Here is a 14,189-nt window from a genome sequence, read left to right as displayed (position 1 = left end):
ACCCGGTCGTCCTCGGCCCGCGCGAGACGGAAACCGGTCTCCAGGAACGCGCGCAGGGCGTCCGCCGTGCCGGCGTCCAGCGCCCTGTTGGCCTCCCGCACGACGGCCTTGCCGGAGGCCTTGTCGCCGAGGATGCGCGCGACCGCGACGCGCAGGTCGTCCAGCGACATCTCGTCCACGGGCGTGTCGGTCGCCGCCGCGGCGGTCGCCGTCGCGGCCGTCGCCGTCGCGGCCGCCGGTGCGCCGGCGGCGAACGCCGGGGAGGCGAAGAGCAGGGCCGGGCCCAGTGCGGTGGCCGTGACGAGCAGGGCAACGCGATGCTGTCGCATGAGTGTGTTCCTCCGTGATGTGGCGGTCGCTGCGAGGGATTCTCACCCTCGTGCGCCGCCTGATGCACTGCCGGAAACCGGCAGTCCCCGTCGGCATTCGATGCCTTGTTCGTACATCATCGAACCGCCCGGAGGTAATCTCAACTCCCTTTGGAACCGCCCCGGTTACGCGCACCGACGCGCACCGGCCGGCCCTCGTCCGGCAGGCCGGGGGCTCAGCCCGGCCAGACGATGGCCTGCACCTCGCTGTAGGCGTGCAGCGCGTACGAGCCGACGTCGCGGCCCACCCCGCTCTTCTTGAACCCGCCGAACGGGGCCTCCATGTTGCGGCCGACGGTGTTGACGCCGACGCCGCCCGCCCGCAGCCTGCGGGCCACGCGGAAGGCGCGGGCCACGTCCGCCGACCAGACGTAGTCGATGAGGCCGTAGTCGCTGTCGTTGGCGAGGGCGACGCCCTCCTCCTCGTCGTCGAAGGGCACGACCGTCACGACAGGGCCGAAGATCTCCTCCCGCACCGCCCGCATGTCGTTGGTGCAGTCGGCGAGGACGGTCGGCGCGACGTAGAACCCGCGTTCCGGCGGCGGGCGTTCGCCGCCGGTGACGACCGTCGCGCCCTCCTTGCGCGCCAGTTCGACGTACGACTCCACCCGGTCCCGGTGCGCTGCCGAGATCACCGGGCCGACGACCGTGTCCGGCTCCCTCGGATCGCCGACCTTCAAACGGCTTGCGTACACGGCCAGTTGCTCCACCAGCCGGTCGTACACCCCGCGCTGCGCCAGCACCCGTGTCGGGGCCGTGCAGATCTGGCCGCTGTAGAAGGAGAAGGTGGTGCCGATGCCGGCCACCGCCGAGGCGAGGTCCGCGTCGTCGAGGACGACCGCGGCGCCCTTCCCGCCCAGTTCCATCAGCTGACGCCGCATGTCCCGGCCGCACGTCTCGCCGATGCGCTGTCCGACGGCCGTCGAGCCGGTGAAGCTCACCATGTCGACGTCCGGCGAGGACACCGCCGTCTCGCCGACCGCGACCGCGCGCCCGGACAGGACGTTGACGACGCCGCGCGGGACGCCCGCCTCCTGCAGCGCCTCCGCCATCCGGTAGACGGACAGCGGGTCCTGCGGGGCCGGTTTCACCACCACCGTGTTGCCCATGGCGAGGGCGGGCGCGACCTTGCCCGCCGGGTTCGCCCACGGGTTGTTGTACGAGGTGACGCAGGCGACGACGCCGACCGGCTGACGCACGGCCAGCGCGCCCATGACGCCGGCCTTCCCCGCCCCCACTGCCTGAAGGGCGTGGGAGGTGCCCCCACCGGCCTCGTTGACCTGCGGTGCGATCGGCCACTCGGCGGGCTCCACGCGCGCGTACCGGCGGAAGCGGGCCGCGGCCACCCCGACCTGCATCGCGCGCGCGGTCGCGGTGGTGGCGCCGGTCTCCGCCTGCGCGAGCTCGGCGTACGGCACGAGCCGGTCCCGGATGAGGTCGGCCGCCCTGGCCAGCACGGCCGCCCGCTCCCCCGGCGGGGTCCGCGACCACGGGCCGAGCGCCTCGCGGGCCGCCGCGCAGGCCTCGCGCACCTGATCCGGCGAGGCCTCCGGCGCCCGGCCGACGGTCCTCTCGGTCGCCGGGTCGACGACGTCGTAGTGTCCGCCGTCGGGCTCCACCCAGTCCCCGCCGACGAACAGCCGCTGGGCGTCGTCGGCGGCCGGTCGCCCCACCTCGCTCATCCGGTGCTCACCGTCCTGGTGTCCCGCCCCGAGCGCAGCACCCGTCCCGGCACGGCGCCCGTCACCATGTCGTCGCGGATGGCGGCGACGCCGTTCACCCACACCGCGCGCACCCCGACGGCCTTGGAGTCCAGCCGCGGACTGTCACCCGGCAGGTCGTGCACCAGGGTGGCCTTGCCCGCGTCGATCCGCTCCGGGTCGAACAGGACGAGGTCGGCATGGAAGCCCTCCTGGATCCGGCCCCGCTCCCGCAGCCCGAACAGCCTCGCCGGGTCGTCCGTCAGCATCTTCACCGCCTGCTCCAGACCGGCCAGCCTGCGGCCGCGCAGACAGTCGCCGAGGAAGCGGGTGGTGTAGGGCGCCCCGCACATGCGGTCCAGGTGCGCGCCCGCGTCGGACCCGCCGAGCAGGACGTCCTCGTGGTTCCAGACCTCCGCCCGCAGCGCCCACGAGTCGGGGTCGTTGTCCGTGGGCATCGGCCACAGCACGGTGCGCAGCGCGTCGGCGGCGCAGATCTCGACCAGGCAGGCGAAGGGGTCCAGGCCGCGTTCGGCGGCGATGTCCCGTACCACCCGGCCCGTGAGGCCCGCGTTGGCCGCGCTGTAGGTGTCGCCGATGACGTACCGCCCGAAGTCGGTCAGCCGACGGAAGACGCCCGCCTCCTTCGAGTCCGCCCGCCGCAGCATCTCCGCCCGGACGGCCGGGTCGCGCAGCCGTTCGATGCGCTGCGGGACCGGGAGGGCGAGGACCGGCCCCCACCCCGGGATCAGGTTCAGCGCGCAGAAGGCGCCCAGCGACATGTTCATCGGCGTGAGGATCGGCATGGTCAGCGCCACCACCCTGCCGCCCGCCTTGCGCGCGCGTTCGCTCGCCATGAGCTGGCGGGGCACCCGTTCCGGCACGGCCGCGTCGACGGTGAGGACGTTCCAGTTCAGGGGGCGTCCGGCGGCTGCGCTCATCTCCGCGAGCAGATCGATCTCGGCGTCGCTGAACTGGTCGAGGCAGCCCGCCACGATCGCCTCGATCTGCGTGCCCTCGTGCTCGCCCACCGCCCGGGACATCGCCAGCAGCTCCGCGGGCCGGGCGTGCCGGGAGGCGACCGGCTGTCCGTCCCCGTCGGAGTGGGTCGAGGACTGCGTGGTGGAGAATCCCCAGGCGCCGGCGTCCATCGCGTCGTGCAGCAGCCGGACGATCTCCGCCAGCTGCGCCTCGTCGGGCTGCCCGCCCACCGCGTCCGGGCCCATCACGTGCCGCCGCAGCGCGCAGTGCCCCACCATGAAGCCGGCGTTGACGGCGATCCGCCCCTCCAGGGCGTCCAGGTACTCCCCGAAGCCGCTCCAGTTCCAGGGCGCGCCCTCCTCGAGGGCGACCAGCGACATGCCCTCCACCTTGGACATCATGCGGCGGGTGTAGTCGGCGTCCTCGGGACGGTCCGGGTGCAGCGGCGCGAGGGTGAAGCCGCAGTTGCCGGCCGCGACCGTGGTCACCCCGTGGTTCAGGGACGGGGTGGCGTACGGATCCCAGAACAGCTGGGCGTCGTAGTGCGTGTGCGGATCGACGAACCCGGGGGCGAGGACGAGGCCGGCCGCGTCCTCGGACGTACGGGTCTCCTCGGTGACCGTGCCGACGACGGCGATCCGCCCGTCCCGGATGCCGACGTCGGCCGTGAAGGCGGGCCCACCGGACCCGTCGACGACGGTCGCGCCCTTGATGACGTGATCGAGCATGAGAGCTTCTCCTCAACTCCGTTGCGGGCAGCACCGCTCAGGGGCGCGGGGAACTGCGCCACCAGCCACGAGGATCCGCGGCCGCCGAACGGCCCGCACGCCTACGGCGCGTACGCGCCAGGCCGGTCGACGACAGCGTCACGCGCCCTGCCGGAACCGCGTGGTGCGGTGCACGGGGTCCGTGTCGATCTTCGGGATGACGTGCTCCCCGATCAGCCGGATCGTCTGCAGCGTCTCCTCCTTCGGCACCCCGACCGGGAGCCCGAAGGACAGCTGGTCCGCGCCCGCCTGCTCCCACCGCTTGCACTGCCGCGTCACCTCGTCGGGGTCGCCGCAGATCAGCAGCTCCTCCTCGATGAGCAGTTCGACGAACTCGGCGTTGTACTCGGGCAGGGTCTCCGGCCAGACCGGGAAGCCCTCAGGCCGCGGGAAGGTGTCGTGGTAGCGGAACACCAGCGAGGGCAGGTAGTGCAGTTCGCCCTCGACGGCGATGCGGATCGCCTCGTCGTGCGTGGGCGCGCAGATCGCGGTCGTCGTCACCATCACGTTGTCGTTGACGAAGTCCCCGATCGGCTCGGCGTTCACGACGGCCGTCTTGTACTGCTCGAGCACCCACTCCATGTCGGAGACCTTCTGGATGCTGAAGCCCAGCACGCCGAGTCCCTTGCGGGCGGCCATCGCGTACGAGGGCGGCGACCCGGCCGCGTACCACATCGCCGGGTGCGACTTCCCGTACGGCTTGGGCAGGATCTTGCGCGGCGGCAGCTGCCAGTGCTTGCCCTGGAAGCCGGCGTACTCGTCCTGGAGCCACATCTTGGGGAACTCGGCGATGGTCTCCTCCCAGATCTCCTTCGTGTGGTTCATGTCGGTGATGCCGGGGAGGAAGCCGAGGATCTCGTGGGAGCCGGCGCCGCGTCCGCTGCCGAACTCGAAGCGGCCCTCGGTGAGGTGGTCGAGCATGGCGACCTTCTCGGCGACCTTCACCGGGTGGTTGACCTGCGCCAGCGGGTTGAAGATGCCCGAGCCGAGGTGGATGCGGTCGGTCGCGTGGGCGAGGTAGCCGAGGAAGACGTCGTTGGCGGAGAGGTGCGAGTACTCCTCCAGGAAGTGGTGCTCGGACGCCCAGGCGTACTTGAAACCGGACCTGTCCGCCTGGATGACGTACTCGGTCTCCTCCATCAGCGCCTTGTGCTCGGCGAGCGGATCGGTCTCGGCGCGCTTGCCCACGTATCCCTGTACGAAGAGCCCGAATTCCAAGGCGGTTCACCGTCCCCGGTTCTGATGTCCACGGATCTGATTCTGACGGACCGTCAGGTCAGCTGGCCCGACTGTCGCACCACCCGCAAGGAGGGTCAATAGCTGACGTACAGTCAGATGAGGGCGACTCCCGCGAGCCATCCCCCGTCGATCACGAACGGCTGCCCGGTGATGTAGGAGGAGTCCTGCGAGGTGAGGAACAGCGCGAGGCGGGCCACCTCCTCCGGGCGGCCGATCCGGCCCAGCGGCACGAGCTTGCGGTACAGCCCGTCGACGGCCTTCGCGGTCTCCTCCCGGTCGGTGTCCGGATCCAGCAGCGAGGGGTTGGACATCGCGGTGTCGACCGCGCCCGGGCACACGGCGTTGACCCGGATGCCGCGCGGCGCGAGCTCCAGCGCGGCGACCCGGGTGAGCCCGAGGATCGCGTGCTTGGACGCCGCGTACGCGCCCACCGCCGCCATCCCGGTCATCGCGGTGTACGAGGCCGTGTTGACGATCGTGCCCCCGTCGGCCATCACCGGCGCGACCGTCTTGACGCCGAGGAAGCAGCCGACCTGGTTCACCTTGACGACCTGCATGAACTCGTCGAGAGGCGTGTCGGTGAGCGCGTTGAAGCGCAGGATGCCGGCGTTGTTGACGAGGCCGTCGACGCGGCCGTACTCCTGCTGCGCGGCGCGCACCGCCGACTGCCAGGCCTCCTCGCTGGCGACGTCGAGCTCGACGAACAGCGCGCCGAGCTCCTCGGCCAGCGCCCGGCCCTGCTCCTGGAGGACGTCGGCGACGACCACCCGGGCGCCCTCCTCGGTGAAGAGCCGCGCCTCCTGCTCGCCCTGGCCGCGTGCGGCTCCGGTCACGATGACGACACGACCGTCCAGCTTGCCCATGACTGTCCTCCCTGACGTGGGGTTCACAGGTGCGGGGCGACCTCGGCCCCGAACGCGGTGATCTGGTCGATGAGTTCGGAGCGGCTCCGGCAGCGGAACCGGACCTGGATCTGGCCGACGCCCATCGCCGGGTAGGCGCGCAGCGAGGCGGCGAGGGCCTGCGGCGGCCCGGTGAGGGTGCGGCGGCCGACGTTCCAGGAGGGCGTGCCGACGTACAGGGGCTCCGTGATGGCGCCGACGGTGAACGGCTGCTCGACGCCGGCCTCGGCGCGCAGCCGCGCGATCCGCTCGATCTGCGCGGGGAGCCGCTCCCTCGGATCGCCCTGGGGCAGCCAGCCGTCGCCCTTGAGCGCGGCTCGGCGCACGGCGGCCGGGGAGGAGCCGCCGACCCACACGGGCACGCGGGCCTGGGCCGGGCGGGGCCGTTGTCCGAGCCCCTCGAAGTCGTACGCCTTCCCGTGGTGGGAGGGGAACTCGTCCGGGCCGAGGGCGGCGCGCAGGGCGTCGATCGTCTCGTCCAGGAGCGTGCCGCGCCGTTCGAAGTCCGCGCCCAGCGCCTCGAACTCCTCGCGCACGTGCCCCGCGCCGACCCCGAGGATCAGCCGGCCGCCGCTGAGGTGGTCGAGGGTCGCGTACTGCTTGGCCGTGACGAGGGGGTGGCGCAGGCCGACGACGGCGACGTGGCTGAGCAGCCGGACGCGCGTCGTCACGGCCGCGAGGTGGGCGAGGGTCGCCACGGGGTCGTACCAGACCGTGCTCATGGCCTCGGCCAGCCGGCGCGGGATCGCCACGTGGTCGCAGGCGGCGACGTAGGCGAAGCCGGCCCGGTCGGCGGCCCGGGCGATCTCGACGAGGTCGGCGGGTCCGGCGTCGGCCTCCCACGGTTCGGCGAACATCGTCGACTGGGACTGGACCGGCAGCTGGATGCCGTACGCGAGGCTCACCGGGGGCTCCACAGGCCGTCCTCGGTCAGCCCCAGCAGCTTGATCGCGTTGCCCCGCACGATCCGCTCCACCACGTCCGGGGCCAGGTGGCCCATCTGCGCCTCGCCGACCTCCCGCGACTTGGGCCAGGTGGAGTCGGAGTGCGGGTAGTCGGTCTCGTAGAGGACGTTTCCGGCGCCGACGGAGTCGAGGTTGCGCAGCCCGAAGGCGTCGTCGAAGAAGCAGCCGAAGACATGGTCGGCGAACAGCTCGGACGGCGGCCGGTGGACCTTGTCGGCGACCCCGCCCCAGCCGCGGTTCTCCTCCCACACCACGTCGGCGCGCTCCAGGATGTAGGGGATCCAGCCGATCTGGCCCTCCGCGTACATCACCTTCAGGCTCGGGAAGCGCTCGAACTTGCCGCTCATCAGCCAGTCGACCATCGAGAAGCAGCAGTTGGCGAAGGTGATGGTGGATCCGACGGCGGGCGGGGCGTCCTGCGAGGTGGACGGCATACGGCTGCTGGAGCCGATGTGCATGGCGACGACCGTGCCGGTCTCGTCGCAGGCGGCGAGAAAGGGGTCCCAGTAGTCGGTGTGCACGGAGGGCAGGCCGAGGTGCGGGGGTATCTCGGAGAAGGCGACCGCGCGCACCCCGCGGGCCGCGTTGCGCCGGACCTCCGCGGCCGCCAGCTCGGCGTCCCACAGCGGGACGAGGGTGAGCGGGATCAGCCGCCCCGCGGCCTGCGGGCCGCACCACTCCTCCACCGTCCAGTCGTTGTAGGCGCGCACGCACAGCAGGCCCAGCTCACGGTCGGCGGCCTCGGTGAAGGTCTGTCCGCAAAACCGCGGGAAGGTGGGGAAGCAGAGGGCGGACTGGACGTGGTTGACGTCCATGTCGGCGAGCCGGGAGGGGACGTCGTAGGAGCCCGGGCGCATCTGCTCGTAGGTGATGACCTCCAGCTTGATCTCGTCGCGGCTGAAGCCGACGGCGGTGTCGAGGCGGGTGAGCGGGCGGTGCAGGTCCTCGTAGACCCACCAGTCGCCGATCGGTCCGTCGTCGCCGGGCTCGCCCATGACGGGCTTGAAGCGGCCGCCGAGAAAGGTCATCTCCTTCAGCGGGGCCCGGACGACGCGGGGTCCGGTGTCGAGGTACTTCCTCGGCAGGCGGTCCTGCCAGACGGTACTCGGCTCCACGGTGTGGTCGTCGACGGAGATGATCGGCGGGAGCGGGGAGGCGGCGGGCGGTGCGGCGGGCGGTGCGGCGGGTGAGGTGTCCATGGAAGGCACGGTAGCGCTGATCTGACGGTGCGTCAGCTAGCCTGCGGCCGCCGCTGCGGGCCCGCGGTGGCCGGATGTGTGCGCGGAGACTGTGTGGGCTCTGTGGACTCCCGTGCGCCTGTCTGTGATCGGCGTCTCGCGCGACTGACGGTTCCGGCATGGACAGGGCAAACTGGGCCTCGGTACTTCGAATGCCTAAGGGGAGCCCTGATGGACGACCGCGCAGAGCACGACGAGCCGCGTGTGCCGCAGCAGAGGCGCTCCGGCTCGGCCGGGGAGCCGGCCGCGCTGCGCTTCGATGTGCTCGGCCCGGTGCGCGCCCGGCGCGGCGAGGAGCAGCTGCCCACCGGCAGCCCCCAGCAACGCGCTTTGCTGGCGGCCCTGTTGCTGCGCGAGGGCCGTACCGCGACGGCCGGCGAGCTGATCGACGCGCTGTGGGGCGAGGAGCCGCCCTCGCAGGCGCTGGCGGCGGTGCGGACGTACGCGTCCCGGCTGCGCAAGGCGCTGGACCCGGGCGTCCTGGTGACCGAGTCCGGCGGATACGCCGTGCGCGGTCTGGGCGAGGGCGCCCTGGACCTGGCGGTGGCGCAGGAGTTCGCCTCGGAGGCCGACAAGGCGAGGGCGGCCGGCGACCTGGGGCGGGCCCGGGAGACGCTGAACCGGGCGCTCGCCCTGTGGGACGGCGAGGCGCTGGCCGGCGTCCCCGGACCCTATGCGGAGGCGCAGCGCGTCCGGCTGGAGGAGTGGCGGCTGGGACTGCTGGAATCCCGCCTGGACATGGACCTGGAGCAGGGCTGCCACGCGGACGCCGTGTCGGAGCTGACCGCGCTGACGGCGGCCTACCCGTTGCGCGAGCGGCTGCGCGAACTGCTCATGCTGGCGCTGTACCGCAGCGGCCGGCAGGCGGAGGCGCTGGCCGTGTACGCGGACACCCGGCGGCTGCTGGCCGAGGAGCTGGGGGTGGATCCCCGGGCGGGACTGCGGGAGTTGCAGCGCCGCATCCTGCAGGCCGACCCGGAGCTGGCCGAGCCTTCGGCGCCCGCGGCGGAACCTGCGGTGGTACGGGTGCGTCCCGCACAACTCCCGGCGACCGTCCCGGACTTCACCGGCCGGGCGGCCTTCGTGGCGGAGCTCAGCGAGGTGCTGGCGGCGGCAGGCGGCGGCGGCTCCGGCGGGGTGATGGCCGTGTCGGCGCTGGCGGGCATCGGAGGCGTGGGCAAGACGACCCTCGCGGTGCACGTGGCGCACCAGGCCCGCCCGGTCTTCCCCGACGGGCAGCTGTACGTCGACCTGCAGGGCGCCGGGGCACGGGCGGCCGAGCCGGAGACCGTCCTCGGCGCGTTCCTGCGCGCCCTCGGCGCGGCGGAGTCGGCGATCCCGGACTCCCTGGAGGAACGGGCGGCGCTGTACCGCTCGCTGCTGGACGGGCGCCGGATCCTGGTGCTGCTGGACAACGCGCGCGACGCCGCCCAGGTGCGTCCTCTGCTGCCGGGCACGGAGGGCTGCGCGGCGCTGGTCACCTCACGGGTGCGGATGGTGGACCTGGCCGGGGCCCACCTGGTCGACCTGGACGTGATGTCCCCGGACGAGGCGCTGGCCCTGTTCACCCGGATCGTGGGCGAGGAGCGGGTGGCGTCGGAACGGGAGGCCGCCCTGGACGTGGTCGCGGCCTGCGGCTTCCTGCCGCTGGCGATCCGCATCGCCGCGTCCCGGCTGGCGTCCCGCCGCACCTGGACGGTCTCGGTGCTCGCCGCCAAGCTGGCCGACGAGCGGCGGCGGCTGGACGAGCTCCAGGCGGGCGACCTCGCGGTGAAGGCGACGTTCGAGCTGGGCTACGGGGCGCTGGACGCGGCCCAGGCCCGCGCGTTCCGCCTGCTCGGCCTCGCGGACGGCCCGGACGTCTCCCTGCGGGCGGCCGCGGCGGTCCTGGACCTGCCGCCGGAGGACGCCGAGGACCTGCTGGAGTCCCTGGTGGACACCTCTCTGCTGGAGTCGGCGGCGCCCGGCCGCTACCGATACCACGATCTGGTCCGCCTGTACGCCCGGGCGTGCGCGGAACGGGACGAGCAGGCGGCCGGCGAGCGGGAGGTGGCGATGTCGCGGTTGCTGGACTTCTATCTGGCCACCGCGACGGGCGTCTACGCGATCGAGCGGCCCGGGGAGCGGGTGCTGGACCACCTGAGCCGCGGCGACTACCCGGGGCTGGCCTTCGCCGACCGGGGCCAGGCGCTGGACTGGCTGTTCACCGAGGCGAGCGGACTGCTCGCGGCGGTGCAGCAGACGGGAACGGCGGGCGCGCTGCGGCGGGCGGCCGATCTGCTCCTCGCGGCCGTCGACCTCGGCGAGTCGGGGATCAGCTCACGCCAGTACGTGCTGGCCGCCACCGCGGTGGTCGCGGCCGCCCAGCGGGCCCGGGACCCCTACGCGGAGGGCCGCGCGCGCCTGATGCACAGTCATATCCTCGGCGTGTCCGGCCAGTTCACGGAGTCGGACCGTGAGGCGGGCGCGGCGCTGACGCTGGGCCTCGCCGCCGAGGACCCCGTGGTCTGCGCCCAGGCCCCCAACCAGCAGGGCATCATCGCCCTCTACAACGGCCGGCACGAGGAGGCCGAGCAGCACCTCACGAAGGCGCTGGCCGCCTTCCGCGCCGACCGGAACACCCCGGGCGAGGCCAGCGCCCTGTGCAACCTGTCCCGGGTCCACCTGGCGACCGGCCGCACCGAGAGCGCCGTGTCCCTGGCCCGGCAGGGCGTCACCATCTACGAGCGCGACGACACCGGCATGGCGCTGCGGCTGGCCAACGGGAAGTACGCGCTGGGGCTGGCCCTGACCAGCGCCGGCGAGATCACGCTGGCGCTGCGCACGCTCACCGACGCGCTCGGCATGTTCCAGGACGCCCGACAGCAGCTGTGGCACGGCATGACCCTGTTCCGGCTCGCCGAGCTGCATCTCGCCGATCACGGCCCGGCGCGCGCCGCGGCCTGCGCCGAACAGGCCCTCGCCGTCCTGCACGGCATCGGCGGCGACTGGCGGCGCGCCAACGTGCTCACCGCCCTCGGCCGCGGGCTGCACGGCGTCGGCCAGCTCGACCGGGCGAGGGTGTGCTGGCAGGAGGCGCTGTCCGTGTTCGAGACACTGGGGTCCCCGGAGGCGGCAGACGTCCGCACGCTGCTGGCCTCGGCGCCGGTGGGATGAGCGGCGGGGTCCGGCAGGATGGGTTCCGGCCGACGCGGAGGCGTTGTCCGGCGGCCCGTTCAGTGCTCGGCCGTCGGCCGGACGCGGCGCCCGGCCGACGGTCCCGAGAAGCGTCCGTCCGGCGGTCCCGCGAGGCGTCCGTCCGGCGGTCCCGAAACGCGTTCATCGTTTGTTTATCGCCGTCCGGCACTGTCAGTTGGGCCGGACCGTCGCGTCGGGGGGCAGACGGCTCGGTACGACGGCCGTGCCAGTGGGCGGGGTCCTGTGAATCAGGCCACGGGACACCCCCTAGGGTGAACGGCCTCGCGAGACCCGCCCGGCAATGTTCGGGGGAACTGCCGGGCGGGTCCCGCCCCACTCCGTTCCATCCCGCTTCACGTTCCTAGGAGTCACCTCATGGCCGACAACACCGGCACCGTCAAGCCCGCCGACTTCCACGCGACGAGCGAGAAGGCCGAGGCCCCGGCGGTCGTCGCCGACTCCAAGCCGGCGCAGGCCGCGGGCGAGGAGATCACCACCAAGGACTTCCACGCCACGACCGAGCCGCTGAACAAGCCGGCCGACTTCCACGCGACCGACGAGACGGCCTGACACAGAGCCACATCGCACGGGGATCGGCCGCGGCGGCACGGAGGGGAGCCGCCGCGGCCGAGGCGTGTCCGGAGCCGGTCAGGGCCGGCGGCCGGTCACGCCACGGTGTAGTGCGTGTCCCCGAAGTCCGCGACGATCCTGAGTTCGCCGCCCAGGGCCCGCACGTAGGAGCGCAGGGTGGCGACCTCCGTGCGATCGATCTCCCCGTGCTCGATCGCCGAGATCCGGGGGGCGGACACCCCCATGGAGTCGGCGATGTCACGCTGGGTGAGATCCTGCTCCCGGCGAAGCTCAGCGAGCTTGTAGGCCCGGACCTCGGCGAGCAGGCGGTCCATGTCGGCCCGCTTCTCTTCCGGGGACCGCACGGGCAGTCCGGCGGCCCGTCGACTCTCGTCCGCCCGACGCTTGACTTCCTCCCAGCCGACGGTGCTCATTCGTACTCCCTCGTTTCCAGCTCGGCGATGTGGTCGTCGTAGCGCTTCTCGGCGATCGGGATGTTGGTCTCGTACCAACCGTTCCATCGGCCGGCCTTGTCCCCGGCGACCAGAAGCACTTCCCATGGAGCCGTGCCACCAACGTAACGCAAGCGTTAAGCTCGCCGTGTGGGTCGTGGGTGTGTTCACTCCACCGGGGGACGTCGGCGCAGTCCTCGCAGTTCGCCCTTCAGGACCTTGCCGCTGGCGTTGCGCGGGAGCGTGCTCACGAACTCCACCGACCTCGGCACCTTGTAGTTCGCCATCTCCCGTCGGGACCAGGCGATCAGGTCGTCCGACGTGGACGCCGCGCCCGGCCGCCGCACCACATAGGCCCTGCCCACCTCGCCCAGACGGGCGTCGGGCACGCCGATCACGGCGACGTCGGCCACGTCCGGGTGCAGGCCGAGGAGCTGCTCGATCTCCGCCGGGTAGGCGTTGAAGCCGCCGACGATGAACATGTCCTTGATCCGGTCGGTGATGCGCAGGTTGCCCTCCGCGTCCAGGACGCCGACGTCTCCGGTGCGCAGCCAGCCGTCCGGGGTCAGCGCCTCCGCCGTCGCCGCCGGGTCCTCGTAGTAGCCGCGCATCACGTGGAAGCCCCGGACCAGCACCTCGCCGGGCTCCCCCGGCTCCGCGTCCACCCGTATCTCGGTGCCCGGGATCGCGCGGCCCGAGGTGGCCGCGACGACCGTCGGGTCGTCGCTGCGGCGGCACATCGTGACGACGCCGCTCGCCTCCGAGAGGCCGTACGCGGTGAGGACCGTCTCCACGCCCAGTTCGCCCCGCAGCCGTTCCACGAGCCGCAGCGGCACCACCGCCGCACCCGTCACCACCAGCCGCAGCGCGGAGAGGTCGTGCTTGTCGCGGGACGCGTGGTCCAGGAGCGCCTGGTGCAGGGTCGGCGGTCCGGGAAGCACCGACACCCGTTCCGCGGCCACGTTCGCCAGCACCGTGTCCACGTTGAACACCGGCTGCGGGATCATCGTCGCGCCCCGCATCAGGCAGGCGATCACGCCGGCCTTGTAGCCGAAGGTGTGGAAGAACGGGTTGACGACGAGGTAGCGGTCGCCGTGCCGCAGCCCGGCCAGGTCGGCCCAGATCCCGTACGCCCGCAGGGTCTGCGCGTGCGTGATCACCGCGCCCTTGGGGCGGCCCGTCGTGCCCGAGGTGAAGACGATGTCCGACGGATCCTCCCCGCGCACCGCGTCCGCCCGCGCCCGCACCCGCACCCGCGCGACTCCGTCCCCGCTCGCCAGGAAGTCCTTCCAGGCCCGGAAGTCGGCCGGGGCGTCGTCGGAGAGGACGACGACCTGTTCCAGCGCGGGCAGTCCGGGCAGCGGGCCGGGCCCGGCAGACTCCCCCTCGCCCGCCGCCCGCCGCAGCGACGCCACGTACGACGTGCCGAGGAAGGCGCCCGTCACGAACAGCAGCCGCGCGCCGCTCCTGCGCAGCACGTCCGCTGCCTCGGCGCCCTTGAAGCGGGTGTTGACCGGGACCAGCACCGCCCCCGCCGACACCGCGCCCAGCGCCGCGACGATCCAGTCGAGCGAGTTCGGCGCCCATACGCCGACCCGGTCGCCCGCCTCGACCCCGTTCGCCATGCAGGCCGCCGCCGCCCGCTCGATCCGGGCGCCGAGCTCCGCGTAGTCGATCCTGGTGCGGCCCTCCACCACCGCCTCGGCGTCGGCGTACCGCTCGGCCGCCGCGCGCACCAGGCCCGGGATGCTGCCCCACTCCACGTCTGCGCGCATCACGTCCGCGTCTTCGCGCATCACGGCCTCCCGCCCATTAGCTGACTACCCGTCA

General features: G+C 72.9%; 12 protein-coding genes. 2 read left to right on the top strand and 10 right to left on the bottom strand.

What is annotated here, in order from left to right:
* The 7 genes from ABT300_RS02535 to ABT300_RS02505 form a co-directional block, all read right to left on the bottom strand.
* A partial coding sequence (locus ABT300_RS02535; RefSeq protein ID WP_351670993.1) for an ALF repeat-containing protein occupies positions 1–329 on the bottom strand: 329 nt, incomplete at its 3' end.
* A gap of 215 nt (positions 330–544) precedes the next feature.
* Complete coding sequence (locus ABT300_RS02530; protein WP_351670990.1) at positions 545–2,050, bottom strand: aldehyde dehydrogenase family protein; 1,506 nt, start codon at positions 2,048–2,050, stop codon at positions 545–547.
* A complete protein-coding gene (locus tag ABT300_RS02525; RefSeq protein ID WP_351670987.1) occupies positions 2,047–3,777 on the bottom strand; it encodes an N-acyl-D-amino-acid deacylase family protein in 1,731 nt (576 codons plus the stop codon). The genes ABT300_RS02530 and ABT300_RS02525 overlap by 4 nt, the downstream gene beginning before the upstream one ends.
* A 138-nt stretch (positions 3,778–3,915) precedes the next feature.
* The gene (locus ABT300_RS02520; protein ID WP_351670984.1) at positions 3,916–5,034 is read right to left on the bottom strand and encodes an LLM class flavin-dependent oxidoreductase; all 1,119 of its coding nucleotides are present in this window, start codon (positions 5,032–5,034) and stop codon (positions 3,916–3,918) included.
* Between the two features lie 113 nt (positions 5,035–5,147).
* Positions 5,148–5,918, bottom strand: coding sequence for an SDR family NAD(P)-dependent oxidoreductase (locus ABT300_RS02515; RefSeq protein WP_351670981.1), 771 nt, complete (start codon positions 5,916–5,918; stop codon positions 5,148–5,150).
* Positions 5,919–5,941: 23 nt separating this feature from the next.
* Positions 5,942–6,814 (bottom strand): LLM class F420-dependent oxidoreductase, encoded by an 873-nt coding sequence (locus tag ABT300_RS02510; RefSeq protein ID WP_351671017.1) that lies wholly within the window; start codon positions 6,812–6,814, stop codon positions 5,942–5,944.
* A gap of 44 nt (positions 6,815–6,858) precedes the next feature.
* The gene (locus ABT300_RS02505) at positions 6,859–8,121 is read right to left on the bottom strand and encodes an amidohydrolase family protein (RefSeq protein ID WP_351670978.1); all 1,263 of its coding nucleotides are present in this window, start codon (positions 8,119–8,121) and stop codon (positions 6,859–6,861) included.
* 210 nt (positions 8,122–8,331) lie between these two features.
* Here ABT300_RS02505 and afsR point away from each other — a divergent pair, with 210 nt between their 5' ends.
* On the top strand, positions 8,332–11,316 hold the full coding sequence (gene afsR, locus ABT300_RS02500; RefSeq protein WP_351670975.1) for an SARP-family global regulator AfsR: 2,985 nt from the start codon (positions 8,332–8,334) through the stop codon (positions 11,314–11,316).
* 396 nt (positions 11,317–11,712) lie between these two features.
* Positions 11,713–11,907, top strand: a complete 195-nt coding sequence (locus ABT300_RS02495) for a hypothetical protein (RefSeq protein ID WP_107443453.1) — start codon at positions 11,713–11,715, stop codon at positions 11,905–11,907.
* 95 nt (positions 11,908–12,002) lie between these two features.
* Here ABT300_RS02495 and ABT300_RS02490 read toward each other — a convergent pair whose 3' ends face one another.
* The 3 genes from ABT300_RS02490 to ABT300_RS02480 form a co-directional block, all read right to left on the bottom strand.
* Positions 12,003–12,341: an XRE family transcriptional regulator gene (locus ABT300_RS02490; protein ID WP_057578944.1), complete on the bottom strand. Its 339-nt coding sequence runs from the start codon at positions 12,339–12,341 to the stop codon at positions 12,003–12,005.
* Positions 12,338–12,460 carry a hypothetical protein gene (locus ABT300_RS02485; protein WP_351670970.1) on the bottom strand — a complete coding sequence of 41 codons (123 nt, stop codon included), beginning with the start codon at positions 12,458–12,460 and terminating at the stop codon, positions 12,338–12,340. The genes ABT300_RS02490 and ABT300_RS02485 overlap by 4 nt, the downstream gene beginning before the upstream one ends.
* 66 nt (positions 12,461–12,526) lie before the next feature.
* Positions 12,527–14,134 (bottom strand): FadD3 family acyl-CoA ligase, encoded by a 1,608-nt coding sequence (locus ABT300_RS02480; protein WP_351671014.1) that lies wholly within the window; start codon positions 14,132–14,134, stop codon positions 12,527–12,529.
* Between the last annotated feature and the right edge of the window lie 55 nt (positions 14,135–14,189).

Origin of the sequence: Streptomyces sp. NPDC001027 (assembly GCF_040299045.1) — a bacterium.
Taxonomy (GTDB): Bacteria; Actinomycetota; Actinomycetes; order Streptomycetales; family Streptomycetaceae; genus Streptomyces.
The sequence above is the reverse complement of the archived record's forward strand: the minus strand, read 5'-3'. Positions and strand labels throughout refer to the sequence as shown.

What these genes read in the sequence shown, in the direction of transcription:
- ABT300_RS02530 (WP_351670990.1), bottom strand. Translation starts at nt 2,050, where the DNA reads ATGAGCGAGGTGGGGCGACCGGCCGCCGACGACGCCCAGCGGCTGTTC.
- ABT300_RS02525 (WP_351670987.1), bottom strand. Translation starts at nt 3,777, where the DNA reads ATGCTCGATCACGTCATCAAGGGCGCGACCGTCGTCGACGGGTCCGGT.
- ABT300_RS02515 (WP_351670981.1), bottom strand. Translation starts at nt 5,918, where the DNA reads ATGGGCAAGCTGGACGGTCGTGTCGTCATCGTGACCGGAGCCGCACGC.
- ABT300_RS02510 (WP_351671017.1), bottom strand. Translation starts at nt 6,814, where the DNA reads ATGTTCGCCGAACCGTGGGAGGCCGACGCCGGACCCGCCGACCTCGTC.
- ABT300_RS02505 (WP_351670978.1), bottom strand. Translation starts at nt 8,121, where the DNA reads ATGGACACCTCACCCGCCGCACCGCCCGCCGCACCGCCCGCCGCCTCC.
- afsR (WP_351670975.1), top strand. Translation starts at nt 8,332, where the DNA reads ATGGACGACCGCGCAGAGCACGACGAGCCGCGTGTGCCGCAGCAGAGG.
- ABT300_RS02495 (WP_107443453.1), top strand. Translation starts at nt 11,713, where the DNA reads ATGGCCGACAACACCGGCACCGTCAAGCCCGCCGACTTCCACGCGACG.
- ABT300_RS02490 (WP_057578944.1), bottom strand. Translation starts at nt 12,341, where the DNA reads ATGAGCACCGTCGGCTGGGAGGAAGTCAAGCGTCGGGCGGACGAGAGT.
- ABT300_RS02480 (WP_351671014.1), bottom strand. Translation starts at nt 14,134, where the DNA reads ATGCGCGCAGACGTGGAGTGGGGCAGCATCCCGGGCCTGGTGCGCGCG.